Origin of the sequence: Pseudomonas sp. SWRI18, assembly GCF_014268345.1 — a bacterium.
In the GTDB taxonomy this organism is placed as follows: Bacteria; Pseudomonadota; Gammaproteobacteria; order Pseudomonadales; family Pseudomonadaceae; genus Aquipseudomonas; species Aquipseudomonas cedrina.
Genome location: NZ_JACCQQ010000006.1, coordinates 224,101 through 247,656 on the forward strand (window position 1 = coordinate 224,101; position 23,556 = coordinate 247,656).

Annotated in this window: 23 protein-coding genes; 17 read left to right on the forward strand and 6 right to left on the reverse strand. The window is 62.4% G+C overall.

Annotation, left to right across the window (positions count from 1 at the left end):
• Window positions 1-69 precede the first annotated feature (69 nt).
• Both narL and H0Z09_RS09880 read right to left on the reverse strand, forming a co-directional pair.
• Window positions 70-717 (reverse strand): two-component system response regulator NarL, encoded by a 648-nt coding sequence (narL, locus tag H0Z09_RS09875; protein ID WP_186690066.1) that lies wholly within the window; start codon window positions 715-717, stop codon window positions 70-72.
• Entirely contained in the window at window positions 714-2,516 is a 1,803-nt protein-coding gene (locus H0Z09_RS09880) for a HAMP domain-containing protein (RefSeq protein ID WP_186690068.1), read from the reverse strand. The genes narL and H0Z09_RS09880 overlap by 4 nt, the downstream gene beginning before the upstream one ends.
• Before the next feature lie 311 nt (window positions 2,517-2,827).
• Here H0Z09_RS09880 and H0Z09_RS09885 point away from each other — a divergent pair, with 311 nt between their 5' ends.
• The 13 genes from H0Z09_RS09885 (at window position 2,828) to H0Z09_RS09945 (ending at window position 19,418) form a co-directional block, all read left to right on the forward strand.
• The gene (locus H0Z09_RS09885) at window positions 2,828-4,078 is read left to right on the forward strand and encodes an MFS transporter (RefSeq protein ID WP_186690070.1); all 1,251 of its coding nucleotides are present in this window, start codon (window positions 2,828-2,830) and stop codon (window positions 4,076-4,078) included.
• 2 nt (window positions 4,079-4,080) lie between these two features.
• Entirely contained in the window at window positions 4,081-5,478 is a 1,398-nt protein-coding gene (locus H0Z09_RS09890; RefSeq protein ID WP_186690072.1) for a NarK family nitrate/nitrite MFS transporter, read from the forward strand.
• A gap of 54 nt (window positions 5,479-5,532) precedes the next feature.
• Window positions 5,533-9,306, forward strand: coding sequence for a nitrate reductase subunit alpha (locus tag H0Z09_RS09895; protein ID WP_186690074.1), 3,774 nt, complete (start codon window positions 5,533-5,535; stop codon window positions 9,304-9,306).
• A 1-nt stretch (window position 9,307) separates the two neighbouring features.
• Window positions 9,308-10,846, forward strand: a complete 1,539-nt coding sequence (narH, locus tag H0Z09_RS09900; RefSeq protein ID WP_186690076.1) for a nitrate reductase subunit beta — start codon at window positions 9,308-9,310, stop codon at window positions 10,844-10,846.
• A 3-nt stretch (window positions 10,847-10,849) separates the two neighbouring features.
• A complete protein-coding gene (narJ, locus tag H0Z09_RS09905; RefSeq protein WP_186690078.1) occupies window positions 10,850-11,605 on the forward strand; it encodes a nitrate reductase molybdenum cofactor assembly chaperone in 756 nt (251 codons plus the stop codon).
• Window positions 11,598-12,275: a respiratory nitrate reductase subunit gamma gene (gene narI / locus H0Z09_RS09910; RefSeq protein ID WP_186690080.1), complete on the forward strand. Its 678-nt coding sequence runs from the start codon at window positions 11,598-11,600 to the stop codon at window positions 12,273-12,275. The genes narJ and narI overlap by 8 nt, the downstream gene beginning before the upstream one ends.
• 10 nt (window positions 12,276-12,285) lie before the next feature.
• Entirely contained in the window at window positions 12,286-13,191 is a 906-nt protein-coding gene (locus tag H0Z09_RS09915) for a peptidylprolyl isomerase (RefSeq protein ID WP_186690083.1), read from the forward strand.
• Between the two features lies 1 nt (window position 13,192).
• Window positions 13,193-14,179, forward strand: a complete 987-nt coding sequence (gene moaA / locus H0Z09_RS09920; RefSeq protein WP_186690085.1) for a GTP 3',8-cyclase MoaA — start codon at window positions 13,193-13,195, stop codon at window positions 14,177-14,179.
• Between the two features lie 165 nt (window positions 14,180-14,344).
• A complete protein-coding gene (locus H0Z09_RS09925) occupies window positions 14,345-16,345 on the forward strand; it encodes a ribonucleoside triphosphate reductase (protein ID WP_186690087.1) in 2,001 nt (666 codons plus the stop codon).
• 31 nt (window positions 16,346-16,376) lie between these two features.
• A complete protein-coding gene (gene nrdD, locus H0Z09_RS27485) occupies window positions 16,377-16,532 on the forward strand; it encodes an anaerobic ribonucleoside-triphosphate reductase (RefSeq protein ID WP_169377351.1) in 156 nt (51 codons plus the stop codon).
• Entirely contained in the window at window positions 16,529-17,224 is a 696-nt protein-coding gene (locus H0Z09_RS09935; RefSeq protein ID WP_186690089.1) for an anaerobic ribonucleoside-triphosphate reductase activating protein, read from the forward strand. Before nrdD ends, H0Z09_RS09935 begins: the two co-directional genes overlap by 4 nt.
• A gap of 67 nt (window positions 17,225-17,291) precedes the next feature.
• A complete protein-coding gene (locus tag H0Z09_RS09940) occupies window positions 17,292-18,911 on the forward strand; it encodes a methyl-accepting chemotaxis protein (RefSeq protein WP_186690091.1) in 1,620 nt (539 codons plus the stop codon).
• Window positions 18,912-19,208: 297 nt separating this feature from the next.
• On the forward strand, window positions 19,209-19,418 hold the full coding sequence (locus H0Z09_RS09945; RefSeq protein WP_169377348.1) for a DUF3079 domain-containing protein: 210 nt from the start codon (window positions 19,209-19,211) through the stop codon (window positions 19,416-19,418).
• On the opposite strand, the gene H0Z09_RS09950 is transcribed toward H0Z09_RS09945, so the two are convergent.
• A complete protein-coding gene (locus H0Z09_RS09950) occupies window positions 19,407-19,697 on the reverse strand; it encodes a hypothetical protein (protein WP_186690093.1) in 291 nt (96 codons plus the stop codon). The genes H0Z09_RS09945 and H0Z09_RS09950 overlap by 12 nt on opposite strands.
• Before the next feature lie 91 nt (window positions 19,698-19,788).
• Window positions 19,789-20,265 (reverse strand): hemerythrin domain-containing protein, encoded by a 477-nt coding sequence (locus tag H0Z09_RS09955; protein WP_186690095.1) that lies wholly within the window; start codon window positions 20,263-20,265, stop codon window positions 19,789-19,791.
• 266 nt (window positions 20,266-20,531) lie between these two features.
• Between H0Z09_RS09955 and H0Z09_RS09960 the strand changes: the two genes are divergently transcribed.
• Window positions 20,532-20,738 carry a PLDc N-terminal domain-containing protein gene (locus H0Z09_RS09960; protein ID WP_076950604.1) on the forward strand — a complete coding sequence of 69 codons (207 nt, stop codon included), beginning with the start codon at window positions 20,532-20,534 and terminating at the stop codon, window positions 20,736-20,738.
• Between the two features lie 135 nt (window positions 20,739-20,873).
• Here H0Z09_RS09960 and H0Z09_RS09965 read toward each other — a convergent pair whose 3' ends face one another.
• Both H0Z09_RS09965 and H0Z09_RS09970 read right to left on the reverse strand, forming a co-directional pair.
• A complete protein-coding gene (locus H0Z09_RS09965) occupies window positions 20,874-21,434 on the reverse strand; it encodes a type 1 glutamine amidotransferase domain-containing protein (RefSeq protein ID WP_186690097.1) in 561 nt (186 codons plus the stop codon).
• Between the two features lie 30 nt (window positions 21,435-21,464).
• A complete protein-coding gene (locus H0Z09_RS09970) occupies window positions 21,465-21,968 on the reverse strand; it encodes a DUF4142 domain-containing protein (RefSeq protein ID WP_076950602.1) in 504 nt (167 codons plus the stop codon).
• A gap of 194 nt (window positions 21,969-22,162) precedes the next feature.
• On the opposite strand from H0Z09_RS09970, the gene H0Z09_RS09975 reads away from it, so the two are divergent.
• The 3 genes from H0Z09_RS09975 to H0Z09_RS09985 are packed head-to-tail and all read left to right on the forward strand — an operon-like array spanning window position 22,163 to window position 23,540.
• The gene (locus H0Z09_RS09975; RefSeq protein ID WP_186690099.1) at window positions 22,163-22,387 is read left to right on the forward strand and encodes a hypothetical protein; all 225 of its coding nucleotides are present in this window, start codon (window positions 22,163-22,165) and stop codon (window positions 22,385-22,387) included.
• Between the two features lie 2 nt (window positions 22,388-22,389).
• Window positions 22,390-22,821, forward strand: a complete 432-nt coding sequence (locus H0Z09_RS09980) for a DNA methylase (RefSeq protein ID WP_186690101.1) — start codon at window positions 22,390-22,392, stop codon at window positions 22,819-22,821.
• Window positions 22,818-23,540: a DUF72 domain-containing protein gene (locus H0Z09_RS09985; RefSeq protein WP_186690103.1), complete on the forward strand. Its 723-nt coding sequence runs from the start codon at window positions 22,818-22,820 to the stop codon at window positions 23,538-23,540. Before H0Z09_RS09980 ends, H0Z09_RS09985 begins: the two co-directional genes overlap by 4 nt.
• Window positions 23,541-23,556 lie beyond the last annotated feature (16 nt).

Consider the following 23,556-nt stretch of genomic DNA (forward strand, 5'->3'; position numbering starts at 1 on the left):
GTGCTACAGCGCTACGTCTGAGATGTAGTGGGGACTCCCACAGTTTGATCTCCATCTTTTAACCAAAACTCACCCCACCTGCCGCAAATGCTCCATCGCCCACACCGCCGCCTCCACCCGCGAGCGCAGCCCCAGCTTGTGCAGCAAATTCTTCACATGCACCTTCACCGTCCCTTCCGTAATTCCCAGCTTATGCCCGATCACCTTGTTGCTGTAACCCCCGGCGATGGTCTTCAGCACCTGCCGCTCACGCTCAGTCAACTCCACCGCCGCATGCGGCTGCGGTGAACGCAGTGCCTGGGCCAGCACCCGCGTCAGCCCGGGGCTGATCACCAAGGCGCCGTGCAACGCATCGCGGATGAATTCCACCACCAGTTCCGGCTCCATGTCCTTGAGCAAATACCCATTGGCGTCCAGGCGCAGCGCATCACGAATGTCGTCTTCGGCGTCGGACACGGTAAACAGCAAGACCTTCCCGGCATAGTCCATGGCCCGCAGGCGGCGCAGGGTTTCCAGGCCGTTCATATGCGGCATGTTGTTGTCGAGCAACACCAGGTCCGGTTGCAGGCTGTCGATCTGGTCGAGGGCTTCCTGGCCGTTGCCGGCTTCACCGACCACGTGCAGGTCGTCTTCCAGTTCGAGGATCTGGCGCATGCCGTGGCGCATCATCGGATGATCATCGACCAGCAGGATGCGGTGGCGGGCAGGGGCGGTCATGGGGCGGTGCCTTGTAGGGATTGGCCGAGGAATTCCGGCTGGAAGCGCAGTTGCACGCGGGTGCCCTGGGGCTCGCGCGGGCTGATGTCGAGGGCGCCGTGCAGGCTGCGCGCACGCTCGTCCATGATGGTCAGGCCGTGGTGTTCGCGCCTGTCGACGGCGCCGCAAAAGCCGCGGCCATCGTCTTCGATGCTCAGGCTCACGGTCTCGCCGACCTGGCGCAGTTGCAGCCAGGCATTTTCTGCGTGGGCGTGGCGCAGGCAGTTGGAAAGCGCCTCGCGGGTGATCTGCAGCACATGGATCTGTTCGCTGGCCGAGAGCTGGAAGGCCAGGGCGTCCACGTGCAGGTGCACCTGGAATTCACCACGGCGGGAAAACTCTTCGGCGGTGTCCTGCAACTCATGCACCAGCCCGGCGTCGTGGATCTGCAGGCGGAACGTCGTCAGCAGTTCACGCAGTTGGCGGTAGGCATTGTTGAGACCCTCGCGCAGTTCGCCTGTGACGGTGGCCAGGGTTTCCACCGGCTCGCCACGGCGGATCAGGGTTTGCATGCGGCTCACTTGCAGCTTCATGTACGACAGTGCCTGGGCCAGGGAGTCATGCAGTTCGCGGGCGATGATGGTGCGCTCGTCCAGCAGCAACAGGCGATGGTCCTGTTCGCGCTGGCGCTTGAGCGACAGTGAGGTGCCGATCAGGTTGGCCAGGGCTTGGATCAATGGCCTCTCCCAATCCTGGGGCGCATGGCCGTCGAGGAAGTGCGCCTTGAGTTCGCCCAGCTCCGTGCCCTGGTTGCTGATGCTGAACACCTGCGGCGGCGCGGCGTGATGGCGTTCGCACGTCGCGCAATCGCCGATCGCGCAGACGTTGCGGCTGTGCTCGCCATGCAGCGCCAGCATCTGTTGGGCCGGCGCCAGGAAGTGGCCTTGCAGGCACAGCGACAGGCGCAAGCCCGGCAGGCGTTTCTGGAAGCGCCGGATCAGTTCATCCAGGCCCTCGGCATTGGCCAGGCGCGTGGCCAGGCTGCGGCTGCTCTGGTAGAGCAATTCGAGGGCGGCGTTGGCTTGTTGCAGGTTGAGGGTCTTGAGCTGTACCTGGCTTTCCAGGGTGCGGTGCGACGCTTCGATGGTCTCGGCCATGGCGTTGAAGCTCAGTGCGAGTTGGCCCAGCTCGTCCACGGAACGGTGGTTGACCCGGGTCTTGAAGTCGCCGTCGCGAAAACGCCGGGTGGCGTGCACCAGCTCTTCCAGCGGGTTGACCACGCCGTATTGCAGCTCGTACAGGCCGATCAACAGGATGATCAAGGTGCTGAACAACGCCAGGCCCTGGATGCCTTGCTGCCAGCCTTGCTTGCGTTCGCTCTGGCGCTGCAACAGGCTGACGAACTGGTTGAGCTGCTCGACAAACGCCGGCGCGCTCGCCTGGAACAGCGCCGCATCACCGCGCATCAGCGCCGGGCGCAGTTCGTCGCTCCAGCGCTGCTGGATCTGCTGGTAACTCTGCAACAGGGCACTCTGGGGGCCGTCTTCCAAAACCGCCCTGAGCGACTCGCTGTCCAGACGCCGTTGCAGGCTGTGGCTCACCTCGGCGACTTCATCCGATCGCGCGCCGGCGGCGAGTTTCCAACTGAGGTGGTAGGTCTCCATGCGCACCGAGCCTGCGGTGTTGATCGCGGCGGCATCGCCCTGGCTGAACCAGGCGATCAGCCCGGCGCTCAGGGAACTGGCCAGGGCCAGGATGGCGATCAGGATCACCGCCAGGCCGGCACGGGCGGGCAGGGAGCTGCGCAGCCAGTCAAGCATGACGACGTAATCGAAGCGGGCAAGGCAGCGGCATGGTTGCACCTGAAGCGGGAAAGGGGGGTAAACACTGCCGTCCCTGGCGCACTACCTCTAAAGAATTGCCGGCGAACCCTCCCACGGATAACAACCGGCAAAACAGAGCAATCCATTGATAAACAAAGCTTTTCTCTTGTTGTTGCAGCTACCTCCTTGGAGGTAGACAGGCCCAGCATAGCCCTATACCCCCCAGGCGGACGTTGATCTGGGTCAAGCGGCGCGGGGGTCTCGCCCCTAACCATGCGCTCATGGAATCACTTTCTGGAGCGCATACCGTGACTCAACCCCGTATGAGACAAGGCCTGGTGCTGGGCATGAGCACCCTGGCCTTCACCGTCTGCTTTATGGTGTGGATGATGTTCGCCGTGCTTGGCGTGCCGATCAAAGACCTGCTGCAACTCAACGAAACCCAGTTCGGCCTGCTCGCGGCCACCCCGGTATTGACCGGTTCCCTGGTGCGCCTGCCGCTGGGCCTGCTCACGGACCGCTTCGGTGGGCGCATCGTGTTCTTCCTGCTGATGCTCGCCTGCGTGCTGCCGCTGTACCTGATCACCTACGCCACCGCCTATTGGCAGTTCCTGGTACTGGGCCTGTTTGTCGGCCTGGCCGGCGGCTCGTTTTCGGTGGGCATCGCCTACGTCGCCAAGTGGTTCGACAAAGAGAACCAGGGTTTTGCCATGGGCGTGTTCGGCGCCGGCAACGCGGGCGCGGCGGTCACCAAATTCCTCGCGCCGGCGCTGATTGCTCTCGGCACCTGGCACCTGGTACCCAAGGTGTTCAGCGCGATCCTGTTTATCACCGCGCTGATGTTTTGGTTTCTCACCAGCGAGAACAAGGCGCACCGCAGTGCCGGCGGCGCGACCCTGCGCCAGCAACTGCTGTGCCTGAAGGACCCGGCTGTGTGGCGCTACTGCCAGTACTACTCGATTGTGTTCGGCGGCTACGTGGCCCTGGCGCTGTGGATGACCAAGTACTACGTGCAGGAATACGGTTTCAGCCTGCAAAGCGCCGCGCTGCTGGCCGCGTGTTTCTCGCTGCCCGGCGGCGTGCTGCGCGCGGTCGGCGGTTGGATGTCCGACCGCTGGGGCGCGCAGAGCGTGACCTGGTGGGTGTTGTGGGTGAGCTGGGTTTGCCTGTTCCTGCTCAGCTATCCGCAGACCCAGCTGCAAATCACCACCGTCAACGGCCCCCTCGATTTCCATATCGGCCTCAATGCCACCCTGTTCACGGTGCTGCTGTTTGTGATGGGCATCGCCTTCGCGTTCGGCAAGGCCTCGGTGTTCAAGTACATCGCCAATGACTACCCGCAAAACATGGGCGCGGTGTCCGGCATCGTCGGCCTGGCCGGTGGCTTGGGCGGCTTTGTGCTGCCGATCCTGTTCGGCGCCCTGGTGGACCTCACCGGCGTGCGCTCGTCCTGCTTCATGTTGATGTACGGCGTGGTCTGGGTCTCCCTGACCTGGATGTACCTCAGCGAAATCCGCAAACAGCCGTTGCTCGGCAAACAAGCTCTCCAAGGAGAATGATCATGTCCATCGCGCAAAAGCCCGCCTCGGGCCCGGTGATCCATGACTGGCGCCCCGAAGACCCGGCGTTCTGGGGCGCCAGCGGCAAGAAGACCGCCACCCGCAACCTGTGGATCTCGATCCCCGCGCTGCTGCTGGCCTTCGCTGTGTGGATGGTGTGGAGCACGGTGATCGTGCGCCTCAACGCCATCGGCTTCAGCTTTACCACCGACCAGCTGTTCTGGCTGGCCGCGCTGCCGGGTTTGTCCGGCGCCACCCTGCGCGTGTTCTATTCGTTCATGGTGCCGATCTTCGGCGGGCGCCGCTGGACCGCCCTGAGCACCGCCTCCTTGCTGCTGCCGGCGCTGTGGATGGGCTTTGCAGTACAGGACCCGGGCACGCCCTACAGCGTGTTTGTGCTGATCGCCTTGCTCTGCGGTTTCGGCGGCGGCAACTTTGCCTCGAGCATGTCCAACATCAGTTTTTTCTACCCCAAGGCCCAGCAGGGCACCGCCCTTGGCTTGAATGCCGGCCTGGGCAACCTGGGCGTGTCGGTGATGCAGTTCTGCGTGCCGCTGGTGATCACCTTCGGCGTGTTCGGCCTGGTGGGCGGTCAACCGCAAACGTTGCCGGATGGCAGTCAACTCTGGCTGCAGAACGCCGGGTTTATCTGGGTGCCGTTCATTCTCGCCGTCACCGTGGCGGCGTGGTTCGGCATGAATGACCTGTCCAGCGCGCGCGCCTCGTTCAGCGAGCAGGCGGTGATCTTCAAGCGCAAGCACAACTGGCTGATGTGCTGGTTGTACCTGGCGACCTTTGGTTCGTTCATCGGCTTCTCGGCGGCCTTTCCGCTGCTGATCAAGACCTCGTTTCCCGATGTGGTTGCGCTGAAATTCGCCTTCCTCGGCCCGCTGGTCGGCGCACTGGTACGCCCATTGGGCGGCTGGCTGGCGGACAAGCTCGGCGGCGCGCGGGTGACCCTGTGGAACTTCGTGTTGATGATCGTGATGGTGTTCGGCGTGCTGCACTTTCTGCCGCAGAACGGCCAGGGCGGCAGCTTCTACGGCTTCCTCGGCATGTTCATGCTGTTGTTCATCACCACCGGCGTGGGCAACGGTTCCACCTTCCGCATGATCCCGGTGATCTTCCGTACCCAGCATGAAAAAGCCAGCGACGGCAAACCCGCGGCCGTGCGCGAACAAGCCCTCAAAGACGCCGGCAAGGAATCCGCCGCCGTGCTGGGTTTCAGTTCGGCCATGGGCGCGTTCGGCGCGTTCTTCATTCCCAAGTCCTTCGGCACGTCCATGGCCGCCACCGGCAGCCCGGCCATGGCGTTCTACCTGTTTGTCGGTTTCTACCTGAGCTGCATCGTCGTGACCTGGTGGTGGTACGCCCGCAAAGGCTGCGCCACGCCCTGCTAGTCCGACCCGAATTCGCGGGGCAACGCACCCCGCACGCCTGATGAGGAAAGCATCATGAGTCACTTACTGGATCAACTGCGGTTCTTCAACCGTAAGCAAAACGAGTTCTCCGAAGGCCACGGCGAGACCCGCAAAGAGTCCCGCGACTGGGAGAACGTCTACCGTTCGCGCTGGCAGTACGACAAGATCGTGCGCTCCACCCACGGCGTGAACTGCACCGGTTCCTGCTCGTGGAAGATCTACGTGAAGAACGGCCTGATCACCTGGGAAACCCAGCAGACCGACTACCCGCGCACCCGCAACGACTTGCCCAACCACGAACCGCGTGGCTGCCCGCGCGGCGCCAGCTACAGCTGGTACATCTACAGCGCCAACCGGCTCAAGTACCCGAAAATCCGCAAGCCGCTGCTCAAGTTGTGGCGTGAAGCGCGCCTGACCCTGCCGCCGGTAGAGGCGTGGGCGAGCATTGTCGAGGACAAGGTCAAGGCCGACTCCTATAAGAGCAAACGCGGCATGGGCGGTTTCATCCGCTCCAACTGGGAGGAGGTGAACGAGATCATCGCCGCCTCCAACGTCTACACCATCAAGCAGTACGGCCCGGACCGCATCGTCGGCTTCTCGCCGATCCCGGCCATGTCCATGGTCAGCTACGCGGCGGGCTCGCGTTACCTGTCGCTGATCGGCGGCGTGTGCCTGAGTTTCTACGACTGGTACTGCGACCTGCCGCCGGCCTCGCCGATGGTGTGGGGCGAGCAGACCGACGTGCCGGAATCGGCCGACTGGTACAACTCCAACTACATCATTGCCTGGGGCTCCAACGTCCCGCAGACCCGTACCCCGGATGCGCACTTTTTCACCGAGGTGCGCTACAAAGGCACCAAGACCGTGGCCATCACTCCGGACTACTCGGAAGTGGCCAAGCTCACCGATTTGTGGCTCAACCCCAAGCAGGGCACCGACGCCGCGCTGGCCCAGGCGTTCAACCATGTGATCTTCAAGGAATTTCACCTGGATAAACCGAGCGCGTATTTCACTGACTACGCCAAGCGCTTTACCGATTTGCCGGTGCTGGTGATGCTCAAACCGATGACAGGTTTTGCGCCCGGCGCAGGCTTCCAGCCGGACCGATTCCTGCGCGCCTCTGACCTGACCGGCAACCTCGGCCAGGAGAACAACCCGGAATGGAAAACCATCGCCCTCGATGAAAGTGGCGAGCTGGTCTCCCCGCAGGGTTCCATCGGCTACCGCTGGGGCGAGAAGGGCAAGTGGAACATCCTGGCGAAAGAGGGCGGTGAAGGCCGCGCGATCGACCTCAAGCTCAGCCTGATCGGTGACGACGTGGCCGAAGTGGCCTTCCCGTATTTTGCCGGCGAAGCCCAGGAGCACTTCCAGCACGTGGCCGGCGAGGCGGTGCAGTACCGCCGCGTGCCGGTGCACAGCGTGACCTTGGCCGACGGCAGCGTGGCCAAGGTCGCCACGGTGTTCGACCTGTCCGCCGCCAACCTGGCCATCGACCGTGGCCTGGGCGGCAATAACGTGGCCAAGGACTACGACGACGCCAGCGTGCCCGGCACCCCGGCGTGGCAGGAAGCGATCACCGGCGTCAGCCGCGAGAAAGCCATCCAGATCGCCCGTGAGTTCGCCGACAACGCCGACAAGACCAAGGGTCGCTCGATGATCATCGTCGGCGCGGCGATGAACCACTGGTACCACATGGACATGAACTACCGCGGGCTGATCAATATGCTCATGCTCTGCGGTTGCGTCGGCCAGACCGGCGGCGGCTGGGCCCACTACGTCGGCCAGGAAAAACTGCGCCCGCAATGCGGCTGGCTGCCCCTGGCGTTCGGCCTGGACTGGAACCGCCCGCCACGCCAGATGAACGGCACCAGCTTCTTCTACGGCCACAGCTCACAGTGGCGCCACGAAAAAATGAACATGCACGACGTGCTCTCGCCCCTGGCCGACAAGTCTCAGTTCCCCACCCACGCCCTGGACTACAACATCCGCGCCGAACGCGCCGGCTGGCTGCCCAGTGCGCCGCAACTCAACACCAACCCGCTGCACATCTGCCGCGACGCGGCGGCGGCGGGCATGGACCCGAAAGACTACGTGGTCAAGTCCTGGCAGGACGGCACCTTGCGCTTCGCCTGCGAGCAACCGGACAGCCCGGTGAACTTCCCACGCAACATGTTCATCTGGCGTTCCAACCTGCTCGGCTCGTCGGGCAAGGGCCATGAGTACATGCTCAAGTACCTGCTAGGCACCAAGAACGGCGTGATGAACGAAGACATCGGCTTTGGCGGCGAAAGCAAGCCCACCGAAGCCGAGTGGGTCGACGACGGCGCCATCGGCAAGCTCGACCTGGTGACCACCCTGGACTTCCGCATGTCGTCCACCTGCGTGTATTCCGACATCGTCTTGCCGACCGCCACCTGGTACGAAAAAGACGACATGAACACCTCGGACATGCACCCGTTCATCCATCCCTTGTCGGCGGCCATCGACCCGGCGTGGGAGTCGCGCTCGGACTGGGAAATCTACAAGGGCATCGCCAAGGCGTTCTCGGCCATGTCGGTCGGCCACCTGGGCATTGAGCAAGACCTGGTCACGGTCCCGCTGATGCACGACAGCGTCGGCGAGCTGGCCCAGCCGTTCGGCGGCACCGACTGGAAAAGCGCTGGAGTAGCGCCGATTCCCGGCAAGAACGCGCCGAACATGGCGGTGGTGGAGCGCGACTACCCGAACATCTACAAGAAATTCACCTCCCTGGGCCCGATGCTGGAAAAGCTCGGCAACGGCGGCAAGGGCATCAACTGGAACACCGATGAAGAAGTCGAGTTCCTCGGTGAGCTGAACCATCACGAAGGCGACGCCGGCATCAGCCACGGCCGGCCGAAGATCGATACGGCGATAGATGCGGCCGAAGTCATTTTGTCCCTGGCCCCGGAAACCAACGGCAAGGTCGCCTTGAAAGCCTGGGCCGCATTGTCGGAATTCACCGGCATCGACCACAGCCACCTGGCGATCTCCAAGGCGCACGAAGCCATCCGCTTTCGCGACATCCAGGCGCAGCCGCGCAAGATCATCTCCAGCCCCACTTGGTCGGGCCTTGAGGATGAACACGTGAGCTACAACGCCGGCTACACCAACGTCCACGAAAACATCCCATGGCGCACCATCACCGGCCGCCAGCAGTTCTACCAGGACCACCCGTGGATGCAGGCGTTCGGCGAGCAATTGATGAGCTACCGGCCACCGGTCAACACCCGCACCATCGAAGGCGTGAAGGGCAAGCGCAGCAACGGCGAGACCGAGATCGTGCTGAACTGGATCACCCCGCACCAGAAATGGGGCATCCACAGCACCTACAGCGACAACCTGCTGATGCTCACCCTGAGCCGTGGCGGCCCGATTGTGTGGCTCTCGGAAATCGACGCCAAGCGTGCGGGCATCGAGGACAACGACTGGATCGAGTGCTTCAACGTCAACGGCGCGCTCACCGCCCGTGCGGTGGTCAGCCAACGTGTCAAGGAAGGCATGGTGATGATGTACCACGCCCAGGAACGCATCGTGAACGTGCCGGGGTCGGAAACCACCAAGACCCGTGGCGGCCACCACAACTCGGTGACCCGCGTGGTGCTCAAGCCCACCCACATGATCGGCGGCTATGCCCAGCAGGCCTACGGCTTCAACTACTACGGCACGGTCGGTTGCAACCGCGATGAGTTTGTCGTGGTGCGCAAGATGGCCAAGGTCGACTGGCTCGATGGCTCCAGCGGCGATGACCTGCCACGGCCATTGCCGACCGATATCGAGGAGAACTGAGATGAAGATTCGCTCACAGATCGGCATGGTGCTGAACCTGGACAAATGCATCGGCTGCCACACCTGCTCGATCACCTGCAAGAACGTCTGGACCAGCCGCGAAGGCATGGAATACGCATGGTTCAATAACGTCGAGTCCAAGCCCGGCATCGGCTACCCCAAGGAATGGGAAAACCAGGACAAGTGGAAGGGCGGCTGGGTGCGCAACGCCAACGGCAGCATCAACCCGCGTATCGGCGGCAAGTTCCGCGTGTTGGCGAACATCTTCGCCAACCCCGACCTGCCGAGCCTGGACGACTATTACGAGCCGTTCGACTTCGACTACCAGCACCTGCACACCGCGCCCCTGGGCGAGCACCAACCCACTGCGCGCCCGCGTTCGCTGGTGTCGGGCAAGCGCATGCAGAAGATCGAGTGGGGCCCCAACTGGGAAGAGATCCTCGGCACCGAATTTGCCAAGCGCCGCAAGGACAAGAACTTCGACCAGATCCAGGCCGACATCTACGGTGAGTACGAAAACACCTTCATGATGTACCTGCCGCGCCTGTGTGAGCACTGCCTCAACCCGGCGTGCGCGGCATCGTGCCCCAGTGGCGCGATCTACAAGCGTGAAGAAGACGGCATCGTGCTGATCGACCAGGAAAAATGCCGTGGCTGGCGCATGTGCATCAGCGGCTGCCCGTACAAGAAAATCTACTTCAACTGGAAGAGCGGCAAGTCCGAGAAGTGCATCTTCTGCTACCCGCGTATCGAAGCCGGCATGCCCACCGTGTGCGCCGAAACCTGTGTAGGGCGTATCCGCTACCTCGGCGTGTTGCTGTACGACGCCGACCGCATCAGCGAAGTGGCCAGCACCGCCAACGAGCAGGACCTGTACGAGAAGCAACTGGAGATCTTCCTCGACCCGAATGACCCGGCGGTGATCCGCCAGGCCCTGGCCGATGGCGTGCCGCAGTCGGTGATCGACTCGGCCCAGCGCTCGCCGGTCTACAAGATGGCCGTGGACTGGAAACTCGCGCTGCCGCTGCACCCGGAATACCGCACTTTGCCGATGGTCTGGTACGTGCCGCCACTCTCGCCGATCCAGAATGCGGCAGCCGCCGGTACCGTGGGCATGAACGGGGTGATCCCGGATGTCGACAGCCTGCGCATTCCGCTGCGTTACCTGGCGAACATGCTCACGGCCGGTGATGAAAAACCGGTCAAGCGTGCGCTTAAACGTCTGTTGGCGATGCGTGCGTTCAAGCGTTCCCAGCAAGTGGACGGCGTCGAAGACCTGCAAGTACTCGAAGACGTCGGCCTGAGCGTGAGCCAGGTGGAAGAAATGTACCGCTACCTGGCCATCGCCAACTACGAAGACCGCTTTGTGGTGCCCAGCGCCCACCGTGAAGACGCCATGAGCGACGCCTTTGCCGAGCGTTCCGGCTGTGGTTTCAGCTTTGGCAGCGGCTGCAGCGGCAGTTCCGACACCAACATGTTCGGTGCCAAGAAGGCGAACCGCCGCGACGTGCTCAAAACCGTACAGATCTGGGAGGACTGAGCCATGCGCATTCTTAAAGTGATCTCACTGTTGCTGGACTACCCCACTGAAACTCTGGTGAACGGCCGCGACGAGCTGGAGCAGGCGATTCTCGAATCTCGGGAAATCAGCCCCAAGCAGCGCGGTGCGTTGTTCGAGTTGCTGGAGCTGATCTGCGCCAATGACTTGATGGACGGCCAGGAACATTACGGCGCGCTCTTCGGTCGGGGCCGGTCGCTGTCGCTGTTGTTGTTCGAGCATGTGCACGGCGAGTCCCGTGACCGCGGCCAGGCGATGGTCGACATGATGGCGCAGTACGAAGCCGCCGGGTTTGCCATCGGCGTCAAGGAGCTGCCGGACTATATCCCGCTGTACCTGGAGTTTTTGTCCACCCGCGAAGACATCGAGGCCCGCGAGGGCTTGGCGGATGTGGCGCACTTGCTGGCGTTGCTCGCCGCGCGGCTGGACGAGCGTGAGAGCGGTTATGCCAGCTGCTTCCGTGCGCTGCTGCAAATCGCCGGCGCCGAGCCGCACCAGGCGGTGGCCGAGCTGCGTGCCCAGGTCGCCGCCGAGCCGCGCGACGACTCCCTCGAAGCCCTGGACAAGATCTGGGAAGAAGAGGCGGTGGACTTTATGCAGACCGAGCAGCAGGACCGTTGCGGTTCACTACCGAGCGCGCCGGGCAAGGCCCGCGAAGAAAGCGCGGTGCCGTTGCATTGGGTGGATTTTCAGCAGGAAGGCCGGGCCGCAGCGCCTGCCGGGGAGGTGGGTAATGTCTAAGTGGAATTTGCTGGTATTCGGGGTGTATCCCTATGTGGCCCTGGCGATCTGCCTGTTGGGCAGTTGGGCGCGGTTCGACTTGTCGCAGTACACCTGGAAGGCCGGTTCCAGCCAGATGCTCAATAACCGTGGCATGCGCGTGGCGAGCAACTTCTTCCACATCGGCGTGCTGTTCGTGCTGGCCGGGCATTTTGTCGGCCTGCTCACCCCGGCGTCGATCTACCACCATGTGATCAGTACTGAAAACAAACAGTTGCTGGCGATGGTCTCCGGCGGCTTCTTCGGCCTGCTGTGCCTGGTGGGCTTGCTGATGCTGGTCAAGCGTCGTCTGAGCGACCCGCGCGTGCGGGCGACCTCAAGCCCGTCGGACATCCTGATCCTGCTGGTGTTGCTCGCGCAGTTACTGCTGGGGCTGCTGACCATTGTCGCTTCCACCGGCCATATGGACGGTTCGGTGATGGTGATGCTCGCCGACTGGGCGCAGAACGTGGTGCTGTTGCGGCCGGTGGAAGCGGCGGCGTCGATCGCGCCGGTGTCGCTGATCTACAAGGCGCATGTGGCGCTGGGCTTGACCCTGTTCGTGCTGTTCCCGTTTACCCGCCTGGTGCACATGGTCAGCGCGCCGGTCTGGTACCTGGGGCGTCGTTATCAAATCGTGCGGCAGAAATGAGGAGAACAGCATGACCAGTGGATGCGGATGTGGTGGCGGCAATGGCGGCAGCGGCGGTTGCGGTTCATCGGCCAAAGAGGCGGTGGTTGAAGCCGCGGTGCCGCTTGAGCCTGAGTTGATCGCCAGCAGTGAACAGGAATGGCCGATCATCAGCGTCAACGGCGTGCCGGTCACGCCCGAGGCGATGGCCCTGGAGCTGCAGTATCACCCGGCCGAAAGCCGCGAGTCGGCGGTTTACCTGGCCGCTCGCGCCTTGGTGATTCGCGAGTTGCTGCAGCAGCGCATCGCCGCGCTGGGGCTGGCGGTGGAGATCGCCGCCGGCGAAAACCAAGAGGAAGCGGCCACGCGCTTGTTGCTGGAGCGCGAGGTCAAGGTGCCCGAGTGTGACGAGGCCACCTGTGAACGTTATTTCGAGAACAACCGTGGGCGTTTCCACAGCGCGCCGTTGCTGGCGGTGCGGCACATCCTGCTCGAATGCGCGCCGGACGACGCCGAGGCGCGTGATCTGGCGCACAGCCAGGCAGAAGTCTTGCTGCTGAGCCTGGAGGAGCAGCCGGGCCAGTTTGCCGAATTGGCCCTCAGGTATTCGGCGTGCCCGTCCAAGGCCCAGGGCGGCTCGCTGGGCCAGATCAGCAAGGGCCAGACCGTACCGGAACTGGAGCGCCAGCTGTTCACCCTGGCGCCGGGCCTGGCGGGCAAACCGTTGGAGAGCCGTTACGGCTGGCACGTGATCAGCATCGACCAGCGCATCGAAGGCCAGCCGCTGCCCTATGAAGCCGTGGCCGGTTCCATCCGCACCCAGTTGCAGCAAGGCGTGTGGCAGAAGGCGTTGGTGCAGTACCTGCAAACCCTGATCGGCGCGGCGGACATTCGTGGCCTTGCGTTGCAGGGCGCCGACTCGCCGTTGGTGCAGTGACATGAGCCTGGTGGATGGGCTCGGCCGTTCAATCGATTACCTGCGCTTGTCGGTGACCGATCGCTGTGATTTTCGCTGTGTGTATTGCATGGCGAAAAACATGACCTTCCTGCCGCGCCAACTGGTGTTGAGCCTGGAAGAGCTGGAACGCCTGGCCAGGCTCTTTGTGGGGCAGGGCGTGCGCAAGATCCGCCTGACCGGCGGCGAACCCTTGATCCGTCCGGGCATTGTCGAGCTGTGCCGCAACATCGCCGCATTGCCCGGCTTGCGCGAGCTGGTGATGACCAGCAATGGCTCGCAGCTGGCGCGTTTGGCCCGGCCGCTGATGGAGGCGGGGGTCAAGCGCATGAACATCAGCCTCGACAGCCTGGATGCCGCGCGCTTTCGCACGATTACCCGCAACGGTGACTTGCGCCGGGTGCTCGACGGTATCGAGGCGGCGGGGGACGCGGGGTTCGAGCGGGTCAAGCTCAACTGCGTGGTGATGAAAGGGCGCAATTTCGATGAGGTACCGGCGCTGGTGCGGTATGCAATCGAGCAGGGCATCGACATCAGTTTTATCGAGGAAATGCCCCTGGGGGATGTCGGCCGTTCGCGGGGCGAGACGTTCTGCGCCAGCGATGAGGTGCGCGCGGTGATTGCGCGGGAACATGGGTTGGTGGACAGCACAGAGAACAGCGGCGGGCCGGCGCGGTATGTGCGGTTGGCGCGGCATCCCGGCACACGCATCGGGTTTATTTCGCCTAATTCGCATAATTTCTGTGGCAGTTGTAATCGGGTCAGGATGACCGTGGAAGGGCAGTTGCTGCTGTGTCTGGGGCAGGAGCGGGCGGTGGATTTTCGGGAGTTGCTCAGGCGTTATCCATTCGACGATGGGCCGCTGGTTGAAGCCTTGCACGGGGCATTGAAGGGCAAGCCATTGCGCCATGATTTCACCGGGGCGGGAGAAGTGCAGGTGGTGCGGTTCATGAACATGAGCGGTGGCTAACGCCGAACTCGGTCAACTGTGGGAGCAGGCAAGCCAGCTCCCACGTTTTGATCTTCGCCCGGACTTGATCCTGGTCAATGGCTGGCAAAGTGATTGACCGTAGTCTCACTGCATATTGTGTTTAAAGAATTAAAAATATCTATATGTAGTGTTTGGAGCCCCCTAATGCAAAGCACGCTCAGCCCGCTGGTCAGTACCCGATTGCAAAAGCGCGACGGCAATCTAGTCCCTTTCAACCCCGAAAAAATCCGCCAGGCGCTGATCGCCGTCGGCACCGCCACCGGCGAATATCAAGCCAGTGACGTCGACCTGCTGCTGGGCGCTGTCCTCGCACGGCTCAGAGGCATCGAACAACTGGATGTAGAGCAAGTCCAGGACAGCGTCGAGCGCGTGTTGATGGACGCCGGTTACTTCCTGTCGATGCGCGCCTACATCGTCTACCGCGAACAACATGGCCGCTTGCGGCGCGACCGCAAGACCCTGATCGAAGTCGCTACCTCGATGAACGAATACCTCGACCGCGAAGACTGGCGTGTGCAGGCCAATGCCAACCAGGGGTATTCCCTGGGTGGGCTGGTGCTGAATGTGGCGGGCAAGGTCACCGCCAATTATTGGTTGGATGAGGTCTACAGCGAGCAGATCGGCCGGGCGCATCGCGAGGCGGACCTGCATATTCATGACCTGGACATGCTGGCCGGCTATTGCGCCGGCTGGTCCCTGCGTACGTTGCTGCACGAAGGGCTCAACGGCGTGCCGGGCCGCGTCGAAGCGGGGCCGCCCAAGCACTTGGGCAGCGCGCTGGGGCAGATGGTCAACTTTCTTGGCACCCTGCAGAACGAGTGGGCCGGCGCCCAGGCGTTCAGTTCGTTCGACACCTATCTGGCGCCCTATGTACGCAAGGACCAGCTCAGTTACGTCCAGGTGCGCCAGGCGCTGCAGGAGTTCATCTACAACCTCAACGTGCCGTCGCGCTGGGGCACCCAGACGCCGTTTACCAACCTGACCTTCGACTGGGTATGCCCCGAAGATCTGCGCGAGCAAATCCCGGTGATCGGCGGCGAGGAAATGCCGTTTGCCTATGGCGACCTGCAAGCGGAAATGGAGCTGATCAACCGCGCCTACATCGAAGTGATGCAGGCCGGCGATGCCAAGGGCAGGGTGTTCACCTTCCCGATTCCGACCTACAACATCACCCACGACTTCCCCTGGGACAGCGACAACGCCGACCGCCTGTTCGAGATGACGGCACGCTATGGCTTGCCGTATTTCCAGAACTTTCTCAATTCGGACATGCAGCCCAACCAGGTGCGTTCGATGTGCTGCCGCCTGCAACTGGACGTGCGCGAATTGCTCAAGCGCGGCGGCGGTCTGTTCGGCTCGGCGGAGCAGACCGGCTCGCTGGGCGTGGTGACGATCAACTGTGCGCGCCTGGGCTACCTGTTCAAAGGCGATACCTCAGGCTTGCTGCAGCGCCTGGACAGCCTGATGCAAATGGCGATGGAAAGCCTGGAGGTCAAGCGCAAGGTGATCCAGCATCACATGGACGCCGGCCTCTACCCTTACACCAAACGTTACCTGGGCACATTGCGCAATCACTTCTCCACCATCGGCCTCAACGGCATGCACGAAATGCTGCGTAATTTCAGCGCTGACGAGCAGGGCATGCACACCGAACAGGGGCGCGCATTTGCCCTCAGGTTGCTCGACCACGTGCGCGCCACCCTGTTGCGGTTCCAGGAAGAAACCGGCCACCTCTACAACCTTGAGGCAACCCCGGCCGAAGGCACCACTTACCGCTTCGCCAAGGAAGACCGCAAGCGCTACCCGGACATCCTGCAAGCGGGCAGCGACGTCGCGCCGTATTACACCAACTCATCGCAACTGCCGGTGGGCTTTACCCAGGACCCGTTCGAAGCCCTGGAACTGCAAGACGAGCTGCAATGCAAATACACCGGCGGCACCGTGTTGCACCTGTACATGGCCGAGCAGATTTCCTCGACCCAGGCCTGCAAGCAATTGGTGCGCAAGGCGCTGGGGCGCTTCCGCCTGCCGTACCTCACGGTCACCCCGACGTTCTCGATCTGCCCGGTGCACGGCTATCTCGCCGGTGAGCATGAGTTCTGCCCCAAGTGCGATGACGTGCTGGCCCTGGCCTCGCACGCCTGAACCGATTTTCCAACCCGCAAGGAGTTCCACCATGCAAGCATCCCAGCCACAACGTCAGCGCTGCGAAATCTGGACCCGGGTGATGGGTTACCACCGGCCGGTGTCGGCGTTCAATCCCGGCAAGCAGTCCGAGCACAAGGAGCGCGTGCACTTCACTGAAACGGCGGCTGCGGTCGGGCGCCAATGAGTCGAGCGCTACGGGTCGGGGGCATGGTGCCCCTGACCACCCTCGACTACCCCGGCATGCTCGCCTGTGTGCTGTTCTGCCAGGGCTGTGCCTGGCGTTGCCGTTACTGCCACAACCCTGGCCTGATCCCGCCGCGCGCGAGCACCGAGGTGGATTGGCGCCGGGTGTTGCTGTTCCTGCAACGGCGCCGGGACTTGCTCGACGCGGTGGTGTTCAGCGGGGGTGAACCGACGTTGCAGGAAGGTCTGCCGGCGGCCATGGACGAAGTGCGCGCGATGGGTTTTCACATCGGCCTGCACAGCGCGGGGATCAAGCCGGCCGGGTTTGCCAATGCGTTGCGCCATGCCGACTGGGTCGGGTTTGACGTCAAGGCGCTGGCCGAAGACTGCCAGTCGATTACGCAAGTCAGGGGCAGCGGCGCCGCCAACTGGCGCAGCCTCGATGCCTTGCTTGCCAGTGGCGTGCAGTACGAATGCCGCACCACGGTGCATTGGCACCTGATCGACCCCACGCGCCTGCTGTTGCTGGCCCAACGTTTGCAAGCCCTTGGCGTGCAACGCTTCGCCGTGCAGATGGTGCGCACGGCCAGCATGCTCGACACGCAATTGCCGAGTGCACCGCTACAGGCCGCATTGCCGGAGTTATGGGGCCGCTTGCGCGAGTTGTTTCCCGCTTTTGTATTGCGTGGGTGATCAGTGCCCTCAGCGAGTTAATAGATGCTGCCCACGCTGGGCAGGTGTTCATCAAGGAATGTTAAGAATGAAACAGTTAACCACGGCACAACGCATCGTCATCGGCTTTGCGATTGCGCCGTTGGCCCTGGTCGGCTTGGTGTTCTATGCCTTGCACGACCTGGCAACCCTCAAGCAGCAATCCGAGCAGATCGTGCAGCAGGACTGGCCCCGGATCGCACCGATCATGGTGATCGCCACCGGCGTGCGCGATAACGGCCGCAACACCCGCGACCTGCTGATCGACCAGGACAACCGCCAGGCCCAGGAAGCCATCGGCACCACGCGACAGCGCATCACCCAAGCGTTCGCCACCCTCGAACCGCTGCTCGATACCGCCGAAGGCAAAGCCGCCTACGCGACCTTGAAGGCGCATCGCGAAACCTACGTGGCCGCCTTCACCCAGGTGCAGGCGCTGATCAAACAGGGCGCCCGCGAGCAGGGCCTGGCCCAGCTCAAGCAACAGGTGATGCCGGCCGAGCTGGAAGTGTTCAAGAGCCTGGACGCGTTGATGGCCATGCAAGGGCGCCTGTTCGCCGAGCGCGAGCAGGCGGCGCAGGTGCTGTACGACGAGGCCCGGCGCAACATGCTCGGGCTGTTCCTGCTGTGCATGGCCCTGGTGGTGGCTGCCGCCGTGATCGTCACGCGCAGTGTGATCCGGCCCTTGGGTGGCGAGCCGGACGAAGCCGCCCGCGTGCTGAGCCATATTGCCCAGGGCGACCTGACCGTTGTGGTGCCACTGGGCAACAGCGCCGAAGGCAGCGTGATGCGCAACCTGCATCAGATGCAGCAGAGCCTCAACCAGATGGTGCGGCACATCGCAGCATCGGTGGACGGCGTGGCCAGTTCGTCCGAAGAGCTGAGTGCGGTGAGCGGCCAGACCAGCAGCAGCTTGCAGGCCCAGGGCCAGGAAATCGAACAGGCGGCCACGGCGGTGAACCAGATGACCGCCGCCGTAGACGAAGTGGCGCGCAATGCGGTGAGCACCAGCGAGGCCTCGCGTCTGTCGGAACAGACCGCCCACCGCGGCCGGGCCCAGGTGCAGGAGACCGTGGCGTCGATCAACACCCTGGCGAGCGGCGTAGTGGAAACCTCCGAACGTATCCAGCAACTGGCCGGGCGCGTGCAGGACATCAGCAGCGTGCTGGACGTGATCCGCAGCATCGCCGACCAGACCAACCTGCTGGCCCTCAACGCCGCCATCGAAGCGGCCCGTGCCGGCGAGGCCGGGCGTGGGTTTGCGGTGGTGGCCGATGAGGTGCGCGCATTGGCGCATCGCACCCAGGCATCGACCCAGGAGATCGAGCAGATGATCGGCAATATCCGTCAGGACACCGAGCAGGCGGTGGCCGCCATGCACAGCAGCAGCGAGCGGGTACAGGCCACCCTCGGCGTGGCGCAGCGCTCGGGGGAGGCGTTGGATGAGATCACCCGTTCTATTTCGCAGATCAATGAGCGCAACCTGCTGATCGCCAGCGCCACCGAGGAACAGGCGCTGGTGGCGCGGGAAGTGGATCGCAACCTGGTGGGCATTCGCAACCTGTCGCAGCAAGTGTTGCAGGGGGCGATGCATACGCAGACGGCGGGGCAGGACCTGGCAGGGATGGCGGGTGCGCTGCATCAGATGGTGGGGCGGTTCAAAGTCTAGCGGCGACTCTCCAAACTGTAGTGAGCGGGCTTGTCCCGCGCTGGGTGGCGAAGCCGCCCCAAAATCAGCCGACTCGGTGATAGCTGGAAAACGGAGGTGCCTTTGTTAGGGCGGCTCCGCCACCCGGCGCGGGACAAGCCCGCTCACTACCTCGACAGCGCCGCACCACCCTGAGGCGCCAACACCAAACCAAAGGGCCGAAACAGTGCGCGATCGCCCTGGCTTGATGCCGATCAAGTTCCGGCGCGCATTGCATGATTAAAGTGAACACACCGTTCGCCGGCAAGGACTCCCATCATGGCCAAGCCTTTTCCTTTGCATCCCAAACACCCCGAGCGCATCTGCTGGGGGTGTGACCGCTACTGCGCAGCGACCGACCTGGCCTGCGGCAACGGCGCCGACCGCACCATGCACCCGGCGGAAATGCTCGGTGACGACTGGTACGAACACGGCGACTGGGGGCTCGCGCCCGAGCCGCCGACTGCGGATGAGCCGTCAGCTGCCTGATCGGTTTTTTGACTGGCTGTCTTGTTCGGAATCTTCAGGGGGCCGGGCCGGCTCAGCCGGTTTGCGCGGCTGCTCGTCGGTGTCTTTGCTTTTCTTGTCGCTGTCGGAAGGGCTGCTGGGAAAATTCCCCGGCGGCAGCGCGGAGCCGGTGGCGCTGTCACCACTCAAGAGGTTCGCGGCAGGTTCAGGGTTGTCGCCAAAGGCGGCGAGGGCGGGGCCGGTGAGCAGGGCTGACAGGCCGACGATAAGCAAAATCCGTTGGGACGATCTGGTCTTCATGACGCAATCCCCTATCGCGTAGATAATTCGTCTGATAACACTCGGATAGCCCCGAAGCCTGGATCATCTCCAGGCCCCGGTCATGCCTGGGTCACGCCGCTAATGGCTTGGCCGACTGCGACTTTTTGTACGCCGCCTTCATGGCTTCCATTTCGGCACCCAGCTCTTCGAGTTGCGCCTTGCCCAACAGCTTTTTAGCCTGCGGGAACATCTCGCTTTCCTCTTCCTCGATATGGTGCTCGAGCAGTTCCTTGACCACTTTGACGCGCCCCGAGAACTCGGTGGTGGACGGCTCGGTCTGCTTCAGGTCCGGCAGTACCAGGGAGTCCACGGTGCGGTGCTCTTCCTTGGCTTCGTGGTACATGATGTCCTGTTCCTTGCCGCCGGCTTTGCGGAAAGCCGGGTAAAGGATTTCTTCTTCAAGCTTGGTGTGCAGGGTGATTTCCATCTCCAGCTTGGCCAGCAGCTCAGTACGTTTTTTAACCCCGCGTTCGGTCGACTCACTCAATTGAGTCAACAGGGCCTTCACGCGTTCGTGGTCGGCGATGAGCAGGTCAATGGCATTCATGGGTGACACCTCACGGAAAACTCAGGGCGTGTCGAAATGCACGCCTCGTCCATGGGAGCAGTGCATCAGGTGTACCAACTCTGCCTATTTATAAATATTCATTAAAATCAATTAGATATGTTCGTCTTGAGGCGGTGCTGGTCGTGCAGGTTGCATGGTTGGCCGTGCGGAACATTGCATTCCACAACGAAGCGGCGGTGTCGCAAATTTAATGGAACCCTGGCGGCAAATATTTGACCTAATACATACGACCTAGGAGGTGAAGCATGGAAATCCACTATATCTGGATTGGTTTGGCAGTGATTCTGCTGTTGTTGGAATTGTGGGCGATCAATGTCGTCTTGCGCAGCACTGGTGGCTGGGAGACCAAAGGGTTGTGGCTGATCATATTGATCTTCGTGCCGTTGTTCGGCCTGATTGCCTGGGCGATGTTCGGGCCCAAGCGTGAGATGCCGGAACACCGCAGGAGCTGAGGCAAGCCCCGCCCGGCAACCTGCAAACAGGCTCCGTATCGCAAGATGCGGAGCCTGTTTCGTTTCGGTTGCAGCCAGCTTGTAACGCACAACGCCCCGAATCATTCGGGGCGTTGTTTTTCCATCGGAGCCGGCTCAGCCAACCAGTGCCTTGGCAATCGCCTCGTTGAACGCCGGCAGATCGTCCGGCGTGCGCGAGGTGATCAGCGTCCAGCCATTGGCCGTGCACAGCTTGACTTCGGCATCGACCCAACCGGCGGCGCCGGCGTTTTCCAGGTCGATGCGTACGCTCTTGTAGGAGGTCAGCGTCTTGCCCTTGACCACGCCCGCATCGATCAGCGTCCACGGGCCATGGCAGATGGCGGCAATGAGCTTGCCGGCCTCGGCGAAGTCCTTGATCAAGCGCAGCGCCGCTGCGTCCTGACGCAAGGTGTCGGCGTTGACCGTCCCGCCTGGGATAACCAGGGCGTCAAAGTCCTTGCTGACCACATCCGACAATTGCACGTCGGACTCCACGGTCTGGTCCTTTTCGGTGTCGCCGACAAAGGTCTGGGTAGTCCCGCCTTTGCTGGAGCCATGGGTCACGGTGGCGCCAAAACCGCGCAGCGCTTCCAGGGGCTTGAGCAATTCATCGCGCTCGATGCCGGTGTTGGACGTGATGATCAGGATTTTCTTCCCGTTGAGTTGCGCACTCATGTTCGGATGCCTCCTGTGCAGTGAATGAAATTACTTGGCGTACTTGCTTTGCAGCTCCTTGGCTTTTTGCAGGTGCTGTTCCAGGGTCGGCAGCTTCTCGGTTGCGAAAGCCTTCAGCTCGGCGTTGTCAGAGGAAGTGGACTCTTTCTTGAACAGTTCGACCGCTTTTTCATGGGCGTTGACTTGGTTATTGGCGTAGGCCTTGTCGAACGATTCGTCGCGCATTTCGAGGATGGCTTTCTTGGCCTTGTCCATAAGGGCCGCTTCGTCCGGCACTTCCAGGTCGTGTTTCTTGGCCAACGCCATCAGCGCCTGGTTGGCCTTGGTGTGGTCATCAATCATGTGCTGGGCGAAGGTTTTCACGTCAGCCGAGCCGCTCTTTTGCAGCGCGAGCTTGCCAGCTTCGATTTCGGTAATACCGCTTTGTGCCGCCTCGTCGACGAAGTCATTGGAGGTGGCCGCCATGGCGACGGAAATCGAACCGGCGACCAGTGCGAAAGTCAGGCCCATCTGTTTCATCAGCTTGGTAGTCATGGTGTATCTCCTTGTGGATGACGTGATGTCGTTACCTGAAAATTGAGCGGGGGGCTGCGCAAAAGGTTTAATTTTTTTTGGATTTTTTTCGCCAGTGGTGGGGCGGGCAATTTACTTGAACTATCGAAATGCTCCGGGCTCTGCTGCATAGCTGCCCGTTGTTTTAGCGGGCTTTGACTGCCAGGAGATGCACCGTGACCGATCACAACCCCGCCGACAAAACCCCCGATCCCATCAGCTCCGAGCAGACGCAAAAAGGCAGCGAGCGTCCGTCGAAGGGGCAGACCCTGGAACACCCGAATCCCGACACCAAAACCGTCGACAAAGTGATCACGCCCACGTCGATCAAGGACACCGAGCGCCAGACCGACGCGATCAATGAACAGGCCGCCAAGGCCGAGCGCAAGCTGGACCGCTGAACATGGCCAAGGCTATTTCGGCGTCCGAACTGGGCATCGAGCTTCAGCGCGAAGATGACGCCAGCCTGTTCAAGTGGTTTATCGCCAGTTTCCTGATGGGCAAGCGTATCCAGGCGCCGATTGCGGCGCAGGCCTACAAGGTGATCGTCGAAGAACAAGGTTGCGACACCGCGCGCAAACTGCAGCACTGCACCTCGCGTGAGTTGGTGGCCATGCTCGGCCGTGCGCATTACGTGCGCTATGACGAGACCACGGCGCAACGCCTGCTCGACCTCAGCGCCAAGCTCAACGCCGAATACGCCGGCAGCATCATCCGGATGCGCAACGCCAGCGATAGTCCTGAAGCCTTTGAAAAACGCCTGGCTGAATTTGACGGCGTCGGGCCCAAGACCATCGAGATTTTCATGCGCGATGCGGCCAAGGTGCTGTTTTGACCGCACCGCTTTACATAGGCTGTGCGGGCTGGAGCCTGCCGCGTGAGTCCTGGCCGGCCTTTGCCGGTGAAGGCACGCACTTGCAGCGCTACGCTTCACGCTTCAATGCGGTGGAAATCAACAGTTCGTTTTATCGCCCGCACTTGGCCAAGACCTATGAGCGCTGGGGGCAATCGGTGCCGCCGACGTTTCGTTTCTCGGTCAAGGTGCCCAAGCGCATCACCCATGAATTGCGCTTGCAGCGTTGCGAAACAGCGTTGGATGAGTTTCTTGCTCAATGCGTGCAATTGGGCGCGAAACTTGGCTGCCTGTTGGTGCAATTACCGCCTTCGCTGCACTTCGAACCGGTGGTGGCCAGTGTTTTTTTCAGGGCATTGCGCCAGCGCTTTACCGGCGATGTAGTGCTCGAACCGCGTCATCCGAGCTGGCTGGCCGCCGAAGGCCTGCTGCAGGACTTGCAGATAGGCCGCGTGGCCGCCGACCCGCCGGTGATCGAAACGGGCGACGCGCCGGCCGGTTGGCAGGGCGTGCGGTATTGGCGCCTGCATGGATCGCCGCGTATCTACCACAGTGCTTATGGACCGCAACGGGTGCAGGCACTGTCGCGGCTGTTGAGCCGGTCTGTGCAGGACTCCGTTCCCACTTGGTGCATCTTCGACAACACCGCCAGCGGTCATGCAACGTCCGACGGCCTGTGCTTACTCGACCTCCACTCATAGGCGTCCACGTCGCCGT

Bases quoted from the DNA above. Each gene is read 5' to 3' on its own strand.
- narL (WP_186690066.1), bottom strand. From the start codon at position 717: ATGACCGCCCCTGCCCGCCACCGCATCCTGCTGGTCGATGATCATCCG.
- H0Z09_RS09880 (WP_186690068.1), bottom strand. From the start codon at position 2,516: ATGCTTGACTGGCTGCGCAGCTCCCTGCCCGCCCGTGCCGGCCTGGCG.
- H0Z09_RS09890 (WP_186690072.1), top strand. From the start codon at position 4,081: ATGTCCATCGCGCAAAAGCCCGCCTCGGGCCCGGTGATCCATGACTGG.
- H0Z09_RS09895 (WP_186690074.1), top strand. From the start codon at position 5,533: ATGAGTCACTTACTGGATCAACTGCGGTTCTTCAACCGTAAGCAAAAC.
- narH (WP_186690076.1), top strand. From the start codon at position 9,308: ATGAAGATTCGCTCACAGATCGGCATGGTGCTGAACCTGGACAAATGC.
- narJ (WP_186690078.1), top strand. From the start codon at position 10,850: ATGCGCATTCTTAAAGTGATCTCACTGTTGCTGGACTACCCCACTGAA.
- narI (WP_186690080.1), top strand. From the start codon at position 11,598: ATGTCTAAGTGGAATTTGCTGGTATTCGGGGTGTATCCCTATGTGGCC.
- H0Z09_RS09915 (WP_186690083.1), top strand. From the start codon at position 12,286: ATGACCAGTGGATGCGGATGTGGTGGCGGCAATGGCGGCAGCGGCGGT.
- moaA (WP_186690085.1), top strand. From the start codon at position 13,193: ATGAGCCTGGTGGATGGGCTCGGCCGTTCAATCGATTACCTGCGCTTG.
- H0Z09_RS09925 (WP_186690087.1), top strand. From the start codon at position 14,345: ATGCAAAGCACGCTCAGCCCGCTGGTCAGTACCCGATTGCAAAAGCGC.
- nrdD (WP_169377351.1), top strand. From the start codon at position 16,377: ATGCAAGCATCCCAGCCACAACGTCAGCGCTGCGAAATCTGGACCCGG.
- H0Z09_RS09935 (WP_186690089.1), top strand. From the start codon at position 16,529: ATGAGTCGAGCGCTACGGGTCGGGGGCATGGTGCCCCTGACCACCCTC.
- H0Z09_RS09940 (WP_186690091.1), top strand. From the start codon at position 17,292: ATGAAACAGTTAACCACGGCACAACGCATCGTCATCGGCTTTGCGATT.
- H0Z09_RS09945 (WP_169377348.1), top strand. From the start codon at position 19,209: ATGGCCAAGCCTTTTCCTTTGCATCCCAAACACCCCGAGCGCATCTGC.
- H0Z09_RS09950 (WP_186690093.1), bottom strand. From the start codon at position 19,697: ATGAAGACCAGATCGTCCCAACGGATTTTGCTTATCGTCGGCCTGTCA.
- H0Z09_RS09955 (WP_186690095.1), bottom strand. From the start codon at position 20,265: ATGAATGCCATTGACCTGCTCATCGCCGACCACGAACGCGTGAAGGCC.
- H0Z09_RS09960 (WP_076950604.1), top strand. From the start codon at position 20,532: ATGGAAATCCACTATATCTGGATTGGTTTGGCAGTGATTCTGCTGTTG.
- H0Z09_RS09965 (WP_186690097.1), bottom strand. From the start codon at position 21,434: ATGAGTGCGCAACTCAACGGGAAGAAAATCCTGATCATCACGTCCAAC.
- H0Z09_RS09970 (WP_076950602.1), bottom strand. From the start codon at position 21,968: ATGACTACCAAGCTGATGAAACAGATGGGCCTGACTTTCGCACTGGTC.
- H0Z09_RS09980 (WP_186690101.1), top strand. From the start codon at position 22,390: ATGGCCAAGGCTATTTCGGCGTCCGAACTGGGCATCGAGCTTCAGCGC.